Below are 19,095 nucleotides of genomic sequence, written 5' to 3'. Positions count from 1 at the left end.
GAAGCGGTGACCGGCCACGCGCGACCGTGACCGGGCGGGCCGGCCCCGGACCAGATGGGCCCGCCGGCTCACCCGGCGCTCATCCGGCGCTCACTTGACGACGGTGAGCGGCAGCAGCTTCTTGCCCGTCGGGCCGATCTGGATGGAGGTGTCCATCTGGGGGCAGACACCGCAGTCGAAGCACGGCGTCCAGCGGCAGTCCTCGACCTCGGTCTCGTCGAGGGCGTCCTGCCAGTCCTCCCAGAGCCAGTCCTTGTCGAGACCGGAGTCCAGGTGGTCCCAGGGCAGGACCTCCTCGTACGTGCGCTCGCGGGTGGTGTACCAGGCGACGTCCACGCCGTACTGGGGCAGTGTCTTCTCCGCGCAGGCCATCCAGCGGTCGTACGAGAAGTGCTCGCGCCAGCCGTCGAAGCGGCCGCCGTCCTCGTACACCGCGCGGATGACCGCGCCCACGCGCCGGTCGCCACGGGAGAGCAGGCCCTCCACGATGCCGGGCTTGCCGTCGTGGTAGCGGAAGCCGATCGAGCGGCCGTACTTCTTGTCGCCGCGGATCTTGTCGCGGAGCTTCTCCAGCCGCGCGTCGGTCTCCTCGGCGCTGAGCTGCGGCGCCCACTGGAACGGGGTGTGCGGCTTGGGCACGAATCCCCCGATCGAGACCGTGCAGCGGATGTCGTTCTGCCCGGAGACCTTCCGGCCCTCGGCGATGACCTTGACGGCCATGTCACCGATCTGGAGGACGTCCTCGTCGGTCTCGGTCGGCAGACCGCACATGAAGTACAGCTTCACCTGCCGCCAGCCGTTGCCGTAGGCCGTGGAGACCGTACGGATCAGGTCCTCCTCCGAGACCATCTTGTTGATGACCTTGCGCATGCGTTCGGAGCCGCCCTCGGGGGCGAAGGTGAGACCGGACCTGCGGCCGTTCCTGGTCAGCTCGTTGGCCAGGTCGACATTGAACGCGTCGACCCGGGTGGACGGCAGGGACAGCCCGACCTTGTCCGCCTCGTACCGGTCGGCGAGCCCCTTGGCGATGTCACCGATCTCGCTGTGGTCGGCGGAGGAGAGCGAGAGCAGGCCGACCTCCTCGAAGCCGGTCGCCTTCAGCCCCTTCTCGACCATCTCGCCGATCCCGGTGATGCTGCGCTCGCGCACCGGGCGCGTGATCATGCCGGCCTGGCAGAAGCGGCAGCCGCGCGTGCAGCCGCGGAAGATCTCCACGGACATCCGCTCGTGCACCGTCTCCGCGAGCGGCACCAGCGGCTGCTTCGGGTACGGCCACTCGTCGAGGTCCATGACGGTGTGCTTGGACACCCGCCACGGCACCCCGCTCCTGTTCGGTACGACCCGGCCGATCCGGCCGTCCGGCAGATACTCGACGTCGTAGAAGCCCGGGACGTACACCCCGCCGGTCCTGGCGAGCCGGAGCAGGACCTCCTCGCGCCCGCCGGGACGGCCCTCCGCCTTCCAGGCCCGGACGATCTCGGTGATCTCCAGAACGGCCTGCTCACCGTCGCCGATGACCGCGCAGTCGATGAACTCCGCGATCGGCTCGGGGTTGAAGGCCGCGTGGCCGCCCGCGAGCACGATGGGGTGGTCGACGGTGCGGTCCCGGGCGGCGAGCGGGATGCCCGCGAGGTCCAGGGCGGTCAGCATGTTCGTGTAGCCCAGCTCGGTGGAGAAGCTCAGTCCGAACACGTCGAAGGCGGAGACCGGGCGGTGCGAGTCCACCGTGAACTGGGGCACCCGATGCTCGCGCATCAGTTCTTCGAGGTCCGGCCAGACGCTGTACGTGCGCTCGGCGAGCACGCCCTCGCGCTCGTTCAGCACCTCGTACAGGATCATGACGCCCTGGTTGGGCAGCCCGACCTCATAGGCGTCCGGGTACATCAGCGCCCAGCGGACCTCGCACGCGTCCCAGTCCTTGACGGTGGAGTTCAGCTCGCCGCCGACGTATTGGATCGGCTTCTGCACATGCGGGAGCAGGGCTTCGAGCTGTGGGAAGACCGATTCAGGCATCACGGATCTTTCGTGGACCGACAAGGCTGGCCATCCAGACTACCCCGGTCCCACCCGGTCACCGGCCAGCCGGCCGAGCGGCCACGGACCGCCCGCCGGCCGGCCGCAGGCCCGTCTCTCACCCGGCCAGCGCGGCCCGCAGCTTCGGCACGGCCGCCTTCGCCCACACCTGGGGCATCTCCCGCTCCCGCCGCGCCGCCTGGGCCTCCTCGTGGCCGTACAGCAGGCCCCACGTGAACGCGGACTCGCCCGCCGCATGGGAGTGGACGCCGAGGTCGCGGAGGGCCTCCCGGGCCACCACGCTGTCCTGGTGGTCGCCGAGGACGGTCTGGAGGGCCTTCATCCGCTTGGCGAACCGCTTGGCCGCCTTGCCCAGGGCGGGCTTGGCCGCCTCGGCCCCGTAGCGTGCGCGCTTGGCCGCCTTGCGGGCGTTGTGCAGGGCGATGTCCCGCTCCTCGCCCGGGGGCAGCTCCAGCGCCCGTTCGACCCGGCCCGCCAGCCGCCGGTAGTCCTTGAGGATCGCCGCCGGCAGGACCTTCCCGGGCCGCTTCGCCGCGGCGGACCGCAGCGGCGGGTCCCGGAGGAGCACGTCGAGGCGCTCCAGCAGGGCGAGGTACCGCTCGCTGTCCAGTACGGCGACGGTCCTGCTGCGCGAACCCGCACGGCGGCCCGCGTTCCAGATGCTGAGCCGCGCGCTCACCGGGCCGAGCAGCAGCGTCCCGGGCAGTTCCGCGATCCGGGAGCGCATCCGTTCGTTGAGGACCTCCTGGTCGCGGTCGACGCCCAGCTCCGCCGCGAGCCACTTCAGCTCCTCGCCGATCGGATCGGTCACGGACCGGTCGATGACCTTGCCGTAGGTACGGAACGCGGAGCGCATCCGCCGGGTGGCAACCCGTAGCTGGTGCACGGCGTCCGGCAGGTCGCGGCGGACGGCGGGATCCTGGGCGACGATCGCGTCGGCCTGGGTCCGCAGATAGGCGAGGACCTGGTCCGCGGCGGTGGCCCGCGCCTTCGCACCCTTCGTGGAGGCCTTTCCCACGCCCTTCCCGGCCCGCTTTCCCGCGCCCTTTCCCGCACCCTTCGCGGCCCGCTTCCCCGCGCCCTTTCCGGAAGCCTTTCCCGGGGGCGCGGCCCCGGCCGTTCCGGCCCGCTTTCCCGCGTTCTCCGTCGGCGCCGTCTCCGCGAGCGCCCTGCTCAGCTTCGACGCGGCGGACGCCGGCCGCAGCCCCGCCTTGCGCAGCTTCTTGTCCACCGCGTCCAGCAGCGCGGGATCGGCGTCGTCGGCCAGTTCCACCTCGACCTCGGTCCACGAGGTGGCGACGACCGCGTCACCGAGGCGCTGCGCGCGCACGGTGTCGACGCTGACCTCCGCCAGCGGCGCGCCGTCGCCGCCGAGCAGCCGGCGGATGTCGCGCGAGGTGCGCAGCCGTACGACGGGGACCAGCTCGGCGTCGCGGACCCGGGAGCGCAGCAGCGTGGTCAGTTCCTCGGGAACGGTGTCCGTGAGGGGCGCCCGGATCTCGTCACGGACGCCACGCGAGACAGGCAGTTTGAGATGCCAGCCCGCGTCCTCGCCTCCCGTTCTGCGGCGGAGGGTGAGGGAGTCGGCGGCCAGACGCAGATCCGGCGTGTCGTAGTAGACCGCGTCGAGTTCCACGACGCCGTCGTCCCGGACGGAGTCGACTCCCTTGGCCCGGGTCAGATCCGGCAGTCCGGGGGATGCGCCGGACGCCGCCGGTCCGGCGGCTCCGGAGCGGCTCGGGAGTTCGTACTTGCGTTCGATCTCTCGTTTTGTTTCCGCCATATCTGGAACATACCCGGGAATTCACTTCATAGGGCTGCCGGAAAATCCCCGCCCCGGGACCTGCCGGACAACCGCCGGGAACCGCCGGTCACAGGGCCGCCAGGGGCCGCTTCACCCGGATCGACTGGAGCAGCCCCACCGCGATCCAGACCGCGAACATCGACGTACCGCCGTACGACACGAACGGCAGCGGCAGCCCCGCCACCGGCATGATGCCCAGCGTCATCCCGATGTTCTCGAAGGACTGGAACGCGAACCAGGTGATGATCCCGCCCGCGATGATCGTCCCGTACAGATCGGTCGCCTCCCGGGCGATCCGGCAGGCCCGCCACAGCACCACACCGAGCAGCAGCAGGATCAGCCCCGCGCCGACGAATCCCAGCTCCTCGCCGGCGACCGTGAAGACGAAGTCCGTCTGCTGCTCCGGCACGAACTGGCCGGTGGTCTGCGAGCCCTTGAAGAGCCCGGTGCCGGTCAGCCCGCCCGAGCCGATCGCGATGCGCGCCTGGTTGGTGTTGTAGCCGACGCCCGCCGGGTCCAGATTCGGGTTGGCGAAGGCCGCGAATCGGTTGATCTGGTACTCGTCGAGCACGCCGAGCGCCGCGACCGCGACCGCGCCGACCGCTCCCACACCGACCAGACCGAAGATCCAGCGGTTGGAGGCGCCCGAGGCGAGCAGCACCCCGAGGACGATCACCACCATGACCATCACCGAACCGAGGTCCGGCATCATCATCACGACGATCATCGGGACCACCGCGAGACCGAGCGACTTGGCGACGAGCAGGTGGTCCGGATGGTCCTGGTCCCCCGCGTCCACCCGGGCCGCCAGCATCATCGCCATGCCGAGGATGATCGTGACCTTCACGAACTCGGACGGCTGGAGCGAGAAGCCCCCGGGGAGCAGGATCCAGGCGTGCGCGCCGTTGATGGTCGCGCCCAGCGGGGTGAGGACCAGCACGACCAGCACGAGGGAGAGCCCGTAGAGCGCCGGTACGGCGCCCCGCAGGGTGCGGTGCCCCAGCCAGATCGTGCCGACCATCAGGGCGAAACCGATACCGGTGTTGAAGAGATGACGCACCAGGAAGAAGTAGGGATCGCCCTGGTTGAGCTGGGTACGGTTGCGGGTCGCCGACCAGACGAGCAGCGAGCCCAGCAGTGACAGCGCCAGCGACGAAAAGAGCAGCGGCCAGTCGAGCCTGCGCACCATCGAGTCGCGCGCCGCGAGCCGGGTCCACGTGCCGCGCTGCGGACCGTAACCGGAGACCGTGAAGCCACCTGGGCCGGCCATCGTTCAGTCCCTCCGTGCGGTGGTCGCGGGCGGACCCGCGAGGAGCTGCTCGTCCAGCGGTTCCTCCTTCGGCGGCTCGTACGGCCTGATCCTCGGCGCCTCGATCGAACCGTCCGGCTGGATCTTGGGGAGGTCCGTGCGCGGCTCGGGCATCAGGGCCTTGCCGAGATCCTGCTCGCCCTTGGGGTTCAGCCCGTACATCGCCTCGTAGATCTTCCGCACGGCGGGCCCCGAGGCCCCGGAGCCCGTACCACCCTGGGAGATGGTCATGACGATCGTGTAGTCCCTGGTGTACGACGCGAACCAGGAGGTCGTCTGCTTGCCGTAGACCTCGGCCGTACCCGTCTTGGCGTGCATCGGGATCTGCTTCTGCGGCCAGCCGCCGAAGCGCCAGGCGGCGGAGCCGGTGGTGGTGACGGCCGCGAGAGCTCGGTCTATCAAGTCGCGCGTCTTCCTGTCGAACGGCAGCTCGCCGTGGGACTTCGGCTCGATCCGCCGGGTGTGCTTGCCGTCGGCGCTGACGATCGCCTTGCCGACGACGGGGTTGTAGAGGGTGCCGCCGTTGGAGATCGCCGAGTAGATGGTCGCCATCTGGACCGGGGTGACGAGGATGTCGCCCTGGCCGATCGAGTAGTTGACGGAGTCACCGGCGCGCATCAGATTGCCTTCGAGGCAGCCTTCGTAGGCGAGCCGTTCGACATAGGTGCCGCCCTTCTTGCCCTGCTTGCACCAGCCGTCCTTGTTGGCCTCCCAGAACTTCTGCTTCCACTGGCGGTCGGGGACCCGGCCGGTGACCTCGTTGGGGAGGTCGATACCGGTCTCCTTGCCGAGGCCGAACTGGTGGGCCGTCCGGTAGAACCAGTTCTTCGCGTCCTTCTTCGGCTTCAGACCGCCGTCCTTCAGCCACTCCTTGTGCGCGAGACCGTAGAACACCGTGTCGCAGGAGACTTCGAGCGCCTTGCCGAGGCTGATGCTGCCGTAGCCCCTGGACTCGAAGTTCTGGAAGACCTGACCGCCGATGCTGTACGAACTGGGGCAGGGGTAGCTGCCGTTGAAGTCGTAGCCGGCGTTGACCGCGGCGGTCGAGGAGACGACCTTGAAGATCGAGCCGGGCGCCGCCTGGCCCTGGATGGCCCGGTTCAGCAGCGGGAAGTTGGACTTCTTGCCGGTGAGCCTGGCGTACTCCTTGGCGGAGATGCCGCCGACCCAGGCGTTGGGGTCGTAGGTCGGCTGGGAGGCCATCGCGACGACCCGGCCGGTCTTCGCCTCCATGACGACGACGGCTCCGGAGTCCGCCTTGTAGTGCTGGTTGGTGTTGCGGTCCATCTCCTTGCGCGCGGCCTTCATCGCCTCGTTCAGCTCGTACTCGGCGACGGCCTGCACGCGCGCGTCGATGGAGGTGACGACATGGGCGCCGGGCTCGGCCTGGTCGCTGCGGGCCAGCCCGATGACCCGGCCCAGGTTGTCGACCTCGTAGCGGGTGACGCCCGCCTTGCCGCGCAGTTCCTTGTCGTACGTGCGCTCGAGGCCGGACCGGCCGACCTGGTCCGAGCGCAGATACGGTGAGTCGCTGTCCTGCGCCTTGGTGATCTCCTCGTCGGTGACGGGCGAGAGATACCCCAGCACCTGGGCGGTGTTGGCGAGGCCGGGCGCGGCGTAGCGGCGTACGGCGGTGGGCTCGGCGGTGATGCCGGGGAAGTCCTCGGTGCGCTCGCGGATCTGGAGCGCCTGCTGGGTGGTGGCCTCGTCGGTGATCGGGATCGGCTGGTAGGGCGAGCCGTTCCAGCAGGGCTTCGGGGTCTTCGAGTCGCAGAGCCTGACCTTGTCCATCACGTCCTTGGGCTTCATGCCGAGGACACCGGCGAGCCGGGTCAGCACGCCCTTGCCGCCGTCCTTCATCTTCATGAGGTCGGTACGGCTGGTGGACACGACGAGGCGGGTCTCGTTGTCGGCGAGCGGAACACCCCGGGTGTCGAGGATCGAACCGCGCACGGCCGGCTGGACGACCTGCTGCACATGGTTGCTCTTCGCCTCGTCCGTGTACTCCTGGCCGTTGCGGACCTGGAGGTACCAGAGCCGGCCGCCGAGGGTGAGGAGAAGGGAGAAGACGAGAACCTGGATGACGATGAGCCGGATCTGGACCCGCGGGGTCCGTCCGGTCTCCGGGATATTGCTCAAAGCCGCTTGACCCCCTTGATACGTCCCGCCCTGGCCGCGCGGTTACGCGCGGCCCTGACCCACAGTCCGCTGCGCTGGCCGCCGATCCGCAGCCCCGTGCCTGAGGCGAGCCAGCTCGCCGCCACATCGGAACCGCCGCCGCTCTGGGTATCGGCGAGCGGATCGTTCTCGGCGCGTCTGGCCAGCCACATGATCAGGGGAACGACGAACGGCGCGAGCAGCAGATCGTAGATCGCGGCCGTGAACAGCAGACTCGCGAGGCCCACATGGCGGGCGCCGGTGTCGCCGACGAGGGCGCCCACCGCCGCGTACAGCAGTGTCGAACCGATGGCCGCGACCACGACCGCGCCCATCGGGGCGAGCGCCGATCTCATCTGGCCCTTCTCGGGCCGGGCGAGCCCCGCCAGATAGCCGATGACACAGAGCACCAGGGCGTAGCGCCCGGCGGCGTGGTCGGCGGGCGGTGCCAGGTCGGCCAGCAGTCCGGCGCCGAAGCCGATGAACGCGCCGCTGACATGGCCGTACACGAAGGCCAGCGCGAGTACGACGAGAAGCGTCAGATCGGGGACGGCGCCGGGGAGCTGGAGTCTGGCGAGGACGGACACCTGGACGACCATGGCGACCACGACGAGCGTGGTGGAGAGCAGAATCCGGTTGAAGCGCATGGGAATCAGCCCTACTCCTGGTCGTCGTCCGCTGGGCCGTCGGCATTGCCTTGGGCGTTGTCGTCGGCCTGTGGATCCGCCGGCGGGTTGCCCGGCGGGTTGCCCGGATCCGTGCCGTCGCCCACGACGTCGGCGGCCTCGCCGTTGGCTTCGAGTTCACCGTTGGGCGACGGGGTCACCGTGACGGTGACGGTGGGCGTCGGCTCGGCCTTGGGCTTGGGCGGCAGCACTGTGTCCCTGGGGTCCGTCCGGGGCGCCTCGACCACCACACCGACGATGTCGAGCTTGGTGAACCCGACGAAGGGCCGTACGTACACCGTCCGGGTGAGGTTGCCGCCGGACGGGTCGACCCGTACGACCTCGCCGACCGGCACACCGGGCACGAAGGGCTTGTCCTTGCTGGACCCGAAGGTCACCAGCCGGTCGCCGTTCTTGACCTTCGCCTTGCCGTTGAGGAGCTGGACGGAGAGCGGGCGGTCGCCCTGCCCGGTGGCGAAGCCCAGTTCGTCGGTGGTCTCCATCCGGGTGCCGACGGTGAAGTCCGGGTCGTTGGCGAGCAGTACGGTCGCGGTGCCCGGACCGACGGTGGTGACACGGCCGACCAGGCCGTCCCCGTTGATGACCGTCATGTCGCGGGTGATGCCGTCATCGGCGCCCGCGTCGATGGTGACCGTCCAGGAGAAACCCTGGGCGGCTCCTATGGCGATGACTTCGGCGCCCTTGAGGCCGTACTGCCCCGCGCCCGCCTTCTTGAGCATCTTGTCGAGCTCACGCACCCGGCTGCGGTTGCGGGCGTCGCTGCCGAGCCGGGTCTTGAGCGCGGTGTTCTCCTTCTGGAGCGCGGCGATGCGGTCGTGCCGCGCCCCGGAGTCCCTTACGGCTCCTATGGCGTGGCCGACCGGATTCACCGCGGACGCCACACCGCTCTCCACCGGGCCGAAGACCGTCGCGGCGACCCGCCGCGCGCCGTCGACCGGTGACCCCTCACCGCCGCGGATGTCCACCGTGATCAGTGCGAACGCGATGGCGATCAGCAGCACCAGGAGCAGCCGGCTCTCTCGTGTGTCCCTCACGTGCGGCGGCCGTGCCTTCCTCGTAGGAATGTTTCTCTGGGTATGTCGACGATCCGCCGTACGGGAGGTGATGGCCCGTACCGGTACTCCCCCCGGACCGCGGGGCCCGGGGGGAGGATACGGAGAGTCGTGTCATCGGCGGGGCTGGGCGTCCAGCACCTGCTGGAGCGCCTCGAACTCCTCGACGCACTTGCCGGCTCCGAGCGCGACGGAGTCCAGCGGGTCCTCGGCGATATGGATGGGCATTCCGGTCTCCCTGCGCAGCCGCTCGTCGAGGCCGCGCAGCAGCGCGCCGCCGCCGGTGAGCACGATCCCACGGTCCATCACATCGCCGGACAGCTCGGGCGGGCACTTGTCGAGCGTCGTCTTCACGGCGTCGACGATCGAGTTGACCGGTTCCTCGATGGCCTTGCGGACCTCGGCGGCGGAGATGACCACGGTCTTCGGCAGCCCGGAGACCAGGTCACGCCCGCGGATCTCGGTGTGCTCGTCCTTGTCGAGGTCGTATGCGGAACCGATGGTGATCTTGATGCTCTCGGCGGTCCGCTCACCCAGGAGGAGGGAGTACTCCTTCTTGACGTGCTGGATGATCGCGTTGTCCAACTCGTCCCCGGCGACCCGGATCGACTGCGCTGTGACGATTCCGCCGAGGGAGATCACCGCGACCTCGGTGGTACCGCCGCCGATGTCGACCACCATGTTGCCGGTGGCCTCGTGGACCGGGAGTCCGGAGCCGATGGCCGCGGCCATCGGCTCTTCGATGATGTGCACCTGTCGCGCGCCGGCCTGGGTGGAAGCTTCGATGACGGCACGGCGCTCGACGCCCGTGATGCCCGAGGGCACACAGACGACCACGCGCGGCCTGGCCAGATAGCGACGCTTGTGGATCTTGAGGATGAAGTAACGCAGCATACGCTCGGTGATTTCGAAGTCGGCGATCACGCCGTCCTTCAGTGGCCGGACGGCAACAATGTTGCCCGGTGTCCGGCCGATCATCTTCTTGGCTTCCGCGCCGACCGCGAGAATGCCGCCTGTGTTGGTGTTGATGGCTACGACGGACGGTTCGTTGAGTACGATCCCCCGGCCTCTGACGTACACCAGCGTGTTGGCGGTCCCGAGGTCGACAGCCATGTCACGGCCGATGAACGACATGTTGTTCCCCATGAGGATGCGTCTGGCCTTCCCAAATAGAGCTTTGATGGCTTCTCAGGATGGCGAGGTGGGTGCTGTGGCTTGGAGGCTTCCATCGTAGTCACGCCTGTGCGACGTCCGCTCGCTGGCCCACCTCAGTAAGGGTGACGAAGAGTCGGCCCGATGCGTTCCCGGAATTGCCCCGCATATGCCCAAAGGCGACCGAATTCCTTCGGTCGCCTCGGGCCGTCAGCGCCGATCGGCTGACTGGAGGTCAGGAAAGTCCCGGGAAGAAAATCTTCAGTTCCCGAATGGCGGACTCCTCGGAGTCCGAGGCGTGGATCAGGTTCTCCCGGACAATGGTGCCGAAGTCCCCCCGGATGGAGCCCGGCGCTGCGGCGATCGGGTCAGTCGGCCCCGCGAGGGCACGCACACCCGCGATGACCCGCTCGCCCTCGACGACCAGAGCGACGACCGGACCCGACGCCATGAAACCGAGCAGCGGCTCGTAGAAGGGCCGGCCCTTGTGCTCGCCGTAGTGCTGCTCCAGCGTCTCCTGGTCGAGCGTGCGCAGCTCAAGAGCGGTGATGGTCCATCCCGCCTTGCGCTCGATACGGCCGATGATCTCGCCGATCAGCCCGCGCCTGACGGCATCGGGCTTCAGGAGGACGAGAGTGCGCTCGGTCACGGTACAGGCTCCTTCTTGTGCGGGATGCAGGACCTCAGAGGCTACAGGGCCCGGCCCGCCTCGATTACACAGCGTCAGCCTCTGCCGAGGCCTGCCCCGGGGCCCGCTCCTGGGCCGCTCCCCCGGCCGCTCCTTCGGCCTCCGCCGCCTCGGCCTGTGCGGCCCAGCGCGCCTTGGCCTGGTCGATCACCCGCCCGTAGTGCACCGACGCCCACCACAGGGCCGCGAAGATCGCGCCCAGCGCGAACATCGCGGGCACCACGACACCACTGGCGATCAACGCGATCTGGAGCGCCCAGCCGAGCTGCACACCGCCGGGACGGGTGATCATCCCGCACAGCAGCAGACACAGCACCATCGCGACACCGCAGACCGTCCAGACCGTCCCCACCGACAGATCGTCCGACTTCATCGCGACCAGACCGGCGAAACCGATCACGAAGATCTCGGCGATCAGCGTCGAAGCGCAGAGCGTACGCATGGGATTCAGCCCCTCCTCAGCAGCAGCCGGGCCTCGCCGACCGTGATCACCGAACCGGTCACCAGCACCCCGGCCCCCGCGAACTCCGACTCGTCCTCCGCGAGCGTGACCGCCGCCTCCAGCGCGTCGTCGAGACGCGGCTCGACCTGCACCCGGTCGTCGCCGAAGACCTCGACCGCCACGGCGGCCAGCTCGTCCGCGTCCATCGCGCGGTAGCTCGAATTCTGGGTCACGACCAGCTCCGCGCAGATCGGCTCCAGCGCCTCCAGCACCCCGCGCACGTCCTTGCCCTCGCTCGCGCCCACCACACCGATCAGCCGGCTGAAGCCGAAGGACTCGGTGACGGCCTCCGCGGCGGCACGGGCCCCCGCCGGATTGTGCGCGGCGTCCAGCACCACCGTGGGCGAACGGCGTACGACTTCGAGCCGGCCCGGCGAGGAGACCGAGGCGAACGCCTTGCGGACGGTCTCCATGTCCAACGGATTCGCCTGTTGGGCGCCCACCCCGAAGAACGCCTCGACCGCGGCGAGCGCCACCGCCGCGTTGTGCGCCTGATGGGCGCCGTACAGCGGAAGGAAGACCTGTTCGTACTCGCCGCCGAGGCCGCGCAGGGTCAGCAACTGCCCGCCGACCGCCACCTCCCGGGCCACGACACCGAACTCCATGCCCTCACGGGCGACCGTCGCGTCCACATCGACGGACTTCTTGAGCATCACCTGCGCCGCGTCCACCGGCTGCTGGGCCAGGATCACCGTCGCGCCCTGCTTGATGATCCCGGACTTCTCCACGGAGATCTCACCGGGTGTGCCGCCGAGCCGGTCCGTGTGGTCCAGATCGATCGGGGTGACCACGGCGACGGCCGCGTCGATGACATTCGTCGCGTCCCAGCTCCCGCCCATACCGACCTCGACCACGGCGACATCCACCGGCGCGTCCGCGAACGCCGCGTACGCCATGCCCGTCAGCACCTCGAAGAAGGAGAGCCGGTGCTCCTGCGTGCCGTCGACCATCTCGACATACGGCTTGATGTCCTCGTACGTCTCGATGAACCGCTCGGCCGTGACCGGGGCGCCGTCCAGACTGATCCGCTCGGTGATCGACTGGACGTGCGGGCTGGTGTACCGGCCGGTGCGCAGATCGAACGCGCCGAGCAGCGCCTCGATCATGCGGGCCGTGGACGTCTTGCCGTTGGTCCCGGTGATGTGGATCGAGGGATACGAGCGCTGCGGGTCCCCCAGCACATCCATCAGCGCGGCGATCCGGGTCAGCGACGGGTCGAGCTTCGTCTCGCCCCAGCGCCCGGCCAGCTCCTGCTCCACGGCGCGCAGCGCCTTGTCCGTCTCGGGGTCCTCGGGCCGCCCCGGAACCCCGTCCCCCTGCGCGGGCCCGGCCTGGGCGCGCAGCGTACGGCTGCCGGCCTCGATCACCGCCAGGTCGGGGTCGCGGTCGGTCTCGGCGGCGATGATCTCATCGAAATCGTCGTGCTCACCGGGCTGGTCGAATGGACGCTGCTCGCTCACACCCACAGTCTACGGAGCCCGCCCCGCGCCCCCTCCCACCCGTCCCGCCCCGTCGCCGCTCCGTCCCCGTCCTGTCCGCCGTCCCCGTCCCGTCCCCGGGACAGGGCGGGACCCCCGGCCCGTGAGGGGCCGGGGGTCCCGGAAAACGCGGCGGTCGCGGCGGGCGCGCCGGGGGACGGACCCGGGGGTCAGCCCTGGGGCAGGGCCGCGACCTGCGCCGTGATGCGCTCGATGTCGGCCTCCGCCTTGGACAGGCGGACCCGGATCTTCTCGACCACCTGGTCCGGCGCCTTCGCGAGGAACGCCTCGTTGCCGAGCTTCGCCTCCGCCTGCGCCTTCTCCTTCTGAGCCGCGCCGAGGTCCTTCGTCAGACGCTTGCGCTCCGCCTCGACGTCGATCGTGCCCGACAGGTCCAGCGCCACCCTCGCCCCCGCGACCGGCAGCGTCGCCGTCGCGTGGAAGGACTCGCCCTCCGGCTGGAGCCGCAGAAGCTGGCGGATGGCCGCCTCGTGCGCCGCCAGCGACGTACCCGACAGATCCAGCCGCGCCGGCACCTTCTGACCCGGCTGAAGCCCCTGGTCGGCCCGGAACCGCCGGACCTCGGTGATCACCTGCTGGAGATGGCCGATCTCCCGCTCGGCCTCCGGGTCACGGAACCCGCTGTCGACCGGCCAGTCCGCGATGACGACCGACTCCTTGCCGGTGAGCGTCGTCCACAGGGTCTCCGTGACGAACGGGACCACGGGGTGCAGCAGCCGCAGCATCACATCGAGGACCTCGCCCAGCACCCGCCCGGAGACCCGCGCCTGCGCGCCGCCCTCGAAGAAGGTGGTCTTGGAGAGCTCGACGTACCAGTCGAAGACCTCGTCCCAGGCGAAGTGGAACAGCGTGTCCGAGAGCTTCGCGAACTGGTAGTCCTCGTAGAGCGCGTCGACCTCCGAGACCACGGTGTTGAGCCGCGACAGGATCCACCGGTCGGCGGCGGAGAGATCGGCCGCCTCGGGCAGCCCGCCCTCGACGGTCGCACCGTTCATCATCGCGAAGCGTGTGGCGTTCCAGATCTTGTTGGCGAAGTTCCGGGAACCCTGGACCCAGTCCTCACCGATCGGCACGTCGACGCCCGGATTGGCGCCGCGGGCCAGGGTGAACCGGACCGCGTCCGAACCGTACTTGTCCATCCAGTCGAGCGGATTGACCGCGTTGCCGAAGGACTTCGACATCTTCTTGCCGAACTGGTCGCGGACCATGCCGTGCAGGACGATCGTGTGGAACGGCGGCGTGCCGTCCATCGCGTACAGACCGAACATCATCATCCGGGCGACCCAGAAGAAGAGGATGTCGTACCCGGTGACCAGAATCGAGTTCGGATAGAACTTCTCCAGACTCGGGGTCTGTTCGGGCCAGCCCAGAGTGGAGAACGGCCACAGGCCGGACGAGAACCAGGTGTCCAGGACGTCCGAGTCCTGCCGCCAGCCCTCGCCCGTGGGCGCCTCGTCGTCCGGTCCGACACACACGGTCTCGCCGTTCGGGCCGTACCAGACCGGGATGCGGTGGCCCCACCAGAGCTGGCGCGAGATGCACCAGTCGTGGAGGTTATCGACCCAGCCGAAGTAGCGGGACTCCATCTCCTTGGGGTGAATGTCGACCCGCCCGTCACGGACGGCGTCACCGGCGGCCTTGGCCAGCGGCTCGACCTTGACCCACCACTGGAGCGACAGCCGCGGCTCGATCGTCGTCTTGCAGCGCGAGCAGTGTCCGACGGAGTGCGTGTACGGACGCTTCTCGGCGACGATCCGGCCCTCGGCCCGCAGCGCGGCGACGATGGCGCTGCGCGCCTCCATCCGGTCGAGTCCCTCGAAGGGACCCGGCACGGTGATCACCGCGCGCTCGTCCATGACGGTGATGTTCGGCAGGCCGTGCCGCTGACCGATCTCGAAGTCGTTCGGGTCGTGCGCCGGGGTCACCTTGACCGCGCCCGTACCGAACTCGGGGTCGACATGCGTGTCCGCGACGACCGGGATCGTGCGGTCGGTGAGCGGCAGCCTGATCCGCCTGCCGACGAGATGTGCGTACCGCTCGTCGTCGGGGTGGACGGCGACGGCCGTGTCACCGAGCATCGTCTCGGCGCGGGTGGTCGCGACAACGACGGAGTCCTCACCGTCGCCGTACTTGAGCGAGACCAGCTCGCCGTCGTCCTCCTGGTACTCCACCTCGATGTCGGAGATCGCGGTGAGACAGCGCGGACACCAGTTGATGATGCGCTCGGCGCGGTAGATCAGTTCGTCGTCGTAGAGCTTCTTGAAGATCGTCTGAACGGCCTTGGACAGGCCCTCGTCCATGGTGAAGCGCTCGCGAGACCAGGCGACGCCGTCCCCGAGCCGCTTCATCTGCCCGGAGATCTGCCCCCCGGACTCGTTCTTCCACTGCCAGACACGCTCGACGAACGCCTCGCGCCCCAGGTCGTGCCGGGACTTCCCTTCCCTGCCGAGTTCACGCTCGACCACGTTCTGCGTGGCGATACCCGCGTGGTCCATGCCGGGCTGCCACAGAGTCTCGTAGCCCTGCATGCGCTTGCGCCGGGTGACGGCGTCGATGAGCGTGTGCTCGAAAGCGTGCCCGAGGTGCAGGCTGCCCGTGACATTCGGCGGCGGGATGACGATCGTGTACGGCTCTTTGTCGCTCTTCTCGTCCGCCTCGAAGTAACCGCGCTCTACCCAGCGCTCATACAGCTTCCCCTCCACCTCGGCCGGCACGTACTGGGTCGGCAGTTCGGGGTCGCTGACTGGCTGCTGCTGAGTGTTCTCGGTCACGGGGTCAGTTTAGAGGTGTCACGGACGCGTACTGAAACGGGATTGTTCGGTAACGGAGCGCCCCCGGGTGGCCCAGGTCACTGTCCTGTCCGTCAGGATGTTCGAAACGCATAAGTTTCCGGAGGGGACAGAGCAGATGAGTTACCACCAGCCGGGCCCGTACGGCGGCCAGCCGCCCCAGCAGCCGGGACCGTACGGTCCGCCGCAGCCCGGCCCGTACGGCCAGCAGCCGCCGCAGGGGCCGCCGCAGCCCGGCTACGGTTATCCGCAGGCCCCCCAGGGCGTGCCGCCGCAGGGGCCTCCGCAGGGCCCGCCGCCGCCCGGAACGCCGCCCGGGTACGGCTATCCGCCGCAGCCCGGTCCGTACGGTCAGCAGCCGGGCCCGTACGGCGGGCCCCCGCAGCAGCCCGGCCCGTACGGCGGCGGCCAGTACCCGCCCCCTCCCCCGGGCCCTGCGCCCAAGAAGAAGACCGGCCTGATCATCGGTGTCGTCGTCGCGCTCGCGGTGATAGCCGGCGGCGCGTACCTCCTGACCTCGGGCGGCGGCGGTGGCTCGATCGCGGACGACGGCCCGCACAAGCTGACGACCCCCGCGGCGATCATCGACGGCACGTACAAGAAGGTCGACTCCGGCAGCGCCGGGGACACCGGCATGTCCGAGAGCGACCTCAAGGACATCGAGAGCTGGGGCGTGAAGAACGCCAAGGACGTCGGCGCGGGCTACTCCTCCGCCGCCAGTGGTGACAGCCTGACGGGCAAGCAGCTCAGCTTCAGCGGTGTCTACGGCGAGATCGACGATCCGGAGAAGGTCGTCGACTCGCTGTTCGCCAAGATGAAGGCGGACGCCTCCCAGGACAAGTCCGGCGAGGGCGAACTGGTCGGCAGCCCGGAGGAGTTCACCCCCGCCGGGTTCGCGAACGGTGTCATGAAGTGCCAGGAGGCCAAGATCACGGACGGCGGGAAGACCTCGTCCTTCCCGACCTGCATCTGGGCCGACCACAGCACCGTCGTCTATGTGCTCTCGATCGACCTGTCCCAACTGGCCACCGGCAAGGCCACCTCACTGGAGGACGCGGCCACGCTCGCCGCCCAGGTCCGCAACGACGTCCGCGTCAAACTCTGACCCGCACCACGGACCCAACCCACAGGGGCGCCCGGCCAGTCCGACTGGCCGGGCGCCCCTGTGTGTCGTGGTGGCCGTTACGCCGACTTCTCGTGGCGGCCGTCGTTCTTCACGATCCTCGGCTCCCTCGGCACCAGCGTCGGGTTCACGTTGTCCCGGACGACCTCGGCCGTGATGACGACCCGGGCCACGTCCTTGCGGGACGGGACCTCGTACATCACCGACTGGAGCACCTCTTCGAGGATGGCGCGCAGACCACGCGCGCCCGTGCCGCGCAGGATCGCCTGGTCGGCGATGGCCTCCAGCGCCGGGCGGTCGAAGTCCAGCTCCACGCCGTCGAGTTCGAAGAGCCGCTGATACTGCTTCACCAGCGCGTTGCGCGGCTCGACCAGGATCTGGAGCAGCGCCTCGCGGTCCAGGTTGTGGACGGAGGTCAGCACGGGCAGCCGGCCGATGAACTCCGGGATCATCCCGAACTTCACCAGGTCCTCCGGCATGACCTCCTGGAACTGGTCGCTCGCCTCGATCTCGCGCTTGGAGCGGATCGTCGCCCCGAAGCCGATCCCCTTGGCGCCCGCCCGCGACTCGATGATCTTCTCCAGGCCGGCGAAGGCGCCGCCCACGATGAAGAGCACGTTCGTCGTGTCGATCTGGATGAACTCCTGGTGCGGGTGCTTGCGTCCGCCCTGCGGCGGTACGGAGGCCGTCGTGCCCTCCAGGATCTTCAGCAACGCCTGCTGGACACCTTCGCCCGACACGTCACGCGTGATCGACGGGTTCTCGCTCTTGCGGGCGACCTTGTCGATCTCGTCGATGTAGATGATCCCGGTCTCGGCCTTCTTGACGTCGTAGTCGGCCGCCTGGATCAGCTTCAGCAGGATGTTCTCGACGTCCTCGCCGACATAGCCGGCCTCCGTAAGCGCCGTCGCGTCCGCGATGGCGAACGGTACGTTCAGCATGCGGGCGAGCGTCTGGGCGAGGAGCGTCTTGCCGGAGCCGGTCGGGCCCAGCAGCAGGATGTTCGACTTCGCCAGCTCGATCGCGTCCTCGCGTCCGGACGCGCCACCGGTCTCCCCGGCCTGCACTCGCTTGTAGTGGTTGTACACCGCCACCGAGAGGGCCTTCTTGGCGGGCTCCTGACCGACGACGTACCCCTCGAGGAACTCGTAGATCTCGCGCGGCTTGGGCAGTTCCTCCCACCGCACCTCGGAGGTCTCCGCGAGCTCCTCCTCGATGATCTCGTTGCAGAGATCGATGCACTCGTCGCAGATGTACACACCGGGACCCGCGATGAGCTTCTTCACCTGCTTCTGGCTCTTCCCGCAGAACGAGCACTTGAGCAGATCGCCGCCATCACCGATGCGTGCCACGAGGTGCTTCCCCTTCGCCTGGGAGCAGCCTTGGTTCAGCGGCTCCTGTGCCTCATATCCGACGGTACCTTGCTCGGGCCCCCGTTCGGGCCCCCCTTGGCGCGGTTCACATGGTCGTGGGATCTCGTCACGGTCTCTTCGGGGATCCCACGGGGCTCATGCGCGCACCGCGCCAAGGGCGCCGGGTGTGTCAGGCGGCCGCAGCGGCCGTGGTCTTGCGGGTCGACACGATCTGGTCGACCAGGCCGTACGCGAGCGCGTCCTCGGCGGTGAGGATCTTGTCACGCTCGATGTCGTCGCGGACCTTCTCGATCGGCGTGGTGGAGTGCTTGGCCAGCATCTCTTCGAGCTGGGCACGCATCCGGAGGATCTCGTTGGCCGCGATCTCCAGGTCGGAGAGCTGCTCACGGCCGGTCTGGCTGGACGGCTGGTGGATCAGCACGCGCGCGTTGGGCAGGGCGAGCCGCTTGCCGGCGGTCCCCGCGGCGAGCAGGACGGCGGCGGCGGAGGCGGCCTGGCCCATGCACACGGTCTGGATGTCGGGCTTCACGAACTGCATGGTGTCGTAGATGGCCGTGAGGGCCGTCATCGAACCACCGGGGCTGTTGATGTAGATCGAGATGTCCCGGTCGGGGTCCATCGACTCCAGGCACAGGAGCTGCGCCATGACGTCGTTGGCGGAGGCGTCGTCGATCTGCACACCGAGGAAGATCACTCGCTCCTCGAAGAGCTTCGCGTACGGGTCGTACTCACGCACACCCTGCGAGGTGCGCTCCACGAAGCGCGGGACGACGTAACGGTTGTCCACCTGCGGGCCGGTGTAGAGGCCGCTCGCGGAGTGGCCGGCGGAGGCGCTCGCCGAGTGGCTCGCGGAGTAGTTGTTCATGTGGGTGTTCACCATCCTGTGGCGTTCGGTGGGCTGATGCGGCGGGTGCGGCTGACGCGGGG

14 protein-coding genes are annotated in these 19,095 nt (G+C 69.1%); 1 reads left to right on the top strand and 13 read right to left on the bottom strand.

The features are described from left to right. Window positions 1–90 precede the first annotated feature (90 nt). The 11 genes from ACFYYH_RS07320 to ACFYYH_RS07270 all read right to left on the bottom strand — a co-directional run bounded on the left by ACFYYH_RS07320 (window position 91) and on the right by ACFYYH_RS07270 (window position 15,654). A complete protein-coding gene (locus ACFYYH_RS07320) occupies window positions 91–2,016 on the bottom strand; it encodes a TIGR03960 family B12-binding radical SAM protein (RefSeq protein ID WP_388547079.1) in 1,926 nt (641 codons plus the stop codon). A 115-nt stretch (window positions 2,017–2,131) separates the two neighbouring features. Next, complete coding sequence (locus tag ACFYYH_RS07315) at window positions 2,132–3,817, bottom strand: CHAD domain-containing protein (RefSeq protein ID WP_388547077.1); 1,686 nt, start codon at window positions 3,815–3,817, stop codon at window positions 2,132–2,134. Window positions 3,818–3,905: 88 nt separating this feature from the next. After that, complete coding sequence (gene rodA / locus ACFYYH_RS07310; RefSeq protein WP_388547075.1) at window positions 3,906–5,108, bottom strand: rod shape-determining protein RodA; 1,203 nt, start codon at window positions 5,106–5,108, stop codon at window positions 3,906–3,908. 3 nt (window positions 5,109–5,111) lie between these two features. Beyond that, the gene (mrdA, locus tag ACFYYH_RS07305) at window positions 5,112–7,286 is read right to left on the bottom strand and encodes a penicillin-binding protein 2 (RefSeq protein ID WP_388547073.1); all 2,175 of its coding nucleotides are present in this window, start codon (window positions 7,284–7,286) and stop codon (window positions 5,112–5,114) included. Then, window positions 7,283–7,951: a rod shape-determining protein MreD gene (gene mreD / locus ACFYYH_RS07300; RefSeq protein ID WP_388547071.1), complete on the bottom strand. Its 669-nt coding sequence runs from the start codon at window positions 7,949–7,951 to the stop codon at window positions 7,283–7,285. Before mreD ends, mrdA begins: the two co-directional genes overlap by 4 nt. A gap of 11 nt (window positions 7,952–7,962) precedes the next feature. Continuing rightward, window positions 7,963–9,024 (bottom strand): rod shape-determining protein MreC, encoded by a 1,062-nt coding sequence (gene mreC, locus ACFYYH_RS07295; protein ID WP_388547069.1) that lies wholly within the window; start codon window positions 9,022–9,024, stop codon window positions 7,963–7,965. A 132-nt stretch (window positions 9,025–9,156) separates the two neighbouring features. Then, entirely contained in the window at window positions 9,157–10,176 is a 1,020-nt protein-coding gene (locus ACFYYH_RS07290; RefSeq protein ID WP_388547279.1) for a rod shape-determining protein, read from the bottom strand. A 253-nt stretch (window positions 10,177–10,429) separates the two neighbouring features. After that, window positions 10,430–10,843 (bottom strand): nucleoside-diphosphate kinase, encoded by a 414-nt coding sequence (ndk, locus tag ACFYYH_RS07285; RefSeq protein WP_388547066.1) that lies wholly within the window; start codon window positions 10,841–10,843, stop codon window positions 10,430–10,432. A 64-nt stretch (window positions 10,844–10,907) separates the two neighbouring features. Beyond that, window positions 10,908–11,324, bottom strand: a complete 417-nt coding sequence (locus tag ACFYYH_RS07280; protein WP_388547063.1) for a DUF4233 domain-containing protein — start codon at window positions 11,322–11,324, stop codon at window positions 10,908–10,910. Window positions 11,325–11,329: 5 nt separating this feature from the next. Continuing rightward, window positions 11,330–12,844, bottom strand: a complete 1,515-nt coding sequence (locus ACFYYH_RS07275; protein WP_388547060.1) for a bifunctional folylpolyglutamate synthase/dihydrofolate synthase — start codon at window positions 12,842–12,844, stop codon at window positions 11,330–11,332. 188 nt (window positions 12,845–13,032) lie between these two features. Further along, window positions 13,033–15,654 (bottom strand): valine--tRNA ligase, encoded by a 2,622-nt coding sequence (locus ACFYYH_RS07270; RefSeq protein ID WP_388547057.1) that lies wholly within the window; start codon window positions 15,652–15,654, stop codon window positions 13,033–13,035. A gap of 136 nt (window positions 15,655–15,790) precedes the next feature. On the opposite strand from ACFYYH_RS07270, the gene ACFYYH_RS07265 reads away from it, so the two are divergent. Further along, window positions 15,791–16,777: a hypothetical protein gene (locus ACFYYH_RS07265; protein WP_388547054.1), complete on the top strand. Its 987-nt coding sequence runs from the start codon at window positions 15,791–15,793 to the stop codon at window positions 16,775–16,777. Window positions 16,778–16,854: 77 nt separating this feature from the next. Here the strand turns inward: ACFYYH_RS07265 and clpX are convergent, their stop codons facing one another. Together clpX and ACFYYH_RS07255 are read right to left on the bottom strand one after the other, a co-directional pair. Next, window positions 16,855–18,147 (bottom strand): ATP-dependent Clp protease ATP-binding subunit ClpX, encoded by a 1,293-nt coding sequence (clpX, locus tag ACFYYH_RS07260; RefSeq protein WP_066949776.1) that lies wholly within the window; start codon window positions 18,145–18,147, stop codon window positions 16,855–16,857. Between the two features lie 190 nt (window positions 18,148–18,337). Then, window positions 18,338–19,048 carry an ATP-dependent Clp protease proteolytic subunit gene (locus ACFYYH_RS07255; RefSeq protein ID WP_388547051.1) on the bottom strand — a complete coding sequence of 237 codons (711 nt, stop codon included), beginning with the start codon at window positions 19,046–19,048 and terminating at the stop codon, window positions 18,338–18,340. Between the last annotated feature and the right edge of the window lie 47 nt (window positions 19,049–19,095).

It is taken from the genome of Streptomyces sp. NPDC002018, assembly GCF_042890865.1.
GTDB lineage: Bacteria > Actinomycetota > Actinomycetes > Streptomycetales > Streptomycetaceae > Streptomyces.
This window is presented reverse-complemented; position numbering and strand designations above follow the sequence as displayed.

What these genes read in the sequence shown, in the direction of transcription:
- rodA (WP_388547075.1), bottom strand. Translation starts at nt 5,108, where the DNA reads ATGGCCGGCCCAGGTGGCTTCACGGTCTCCGGTTACGGTCCGCAGCGC.
- ACFYYH_RS07265 (WP_388547054.1), top strand. Translation starts at nt 15,791, where the DNA reads ATGAGTTACCACCAGCCGGGCCCGTACGGCGGCCAGCCGCCCCAGCAG.
- mreD (WP_388547071.1), bottom strand. Translation starts at nt 7,951, where the DNA reads ATGCGCTTCAACCGGATTCTGCTCTCCACCACGCTCGTCGTGGTCGCC.
- ACFYYH_RS07280 (WP_388547063.1), bottom strand. Translation starts at nt 11,324, where the DNA reads ATGCGTACGCTCTGCGCTTCGACGCTGATCGCCGAGATCTTCGTGATC.
- ACFYYH_RS07255 (WP_388547051.1), bottom strand. Translation starts at nt 19,048, where the DNA reads ATGGTGAACACCCACATGAACAACTACTCCGCGAGCCACTCGGCGAGC.
- ACFYYH_RS07315 (WP_388547077.1), bottom strand. Translation starts at nt 3,817, where the DNA reads ATGGCGGAAACAAAACGAGAGATCGAACGCAAGTACGAACTCCCGAGC.
- ACFYYH_RS07290 (WP_388547279.1), bottom strand. Translation starts at nt 10,176, where the DNA reads ATGTCGTTCATCGGCCGTGACATGGCTGTCGACCTCGGGACCGCCAAC.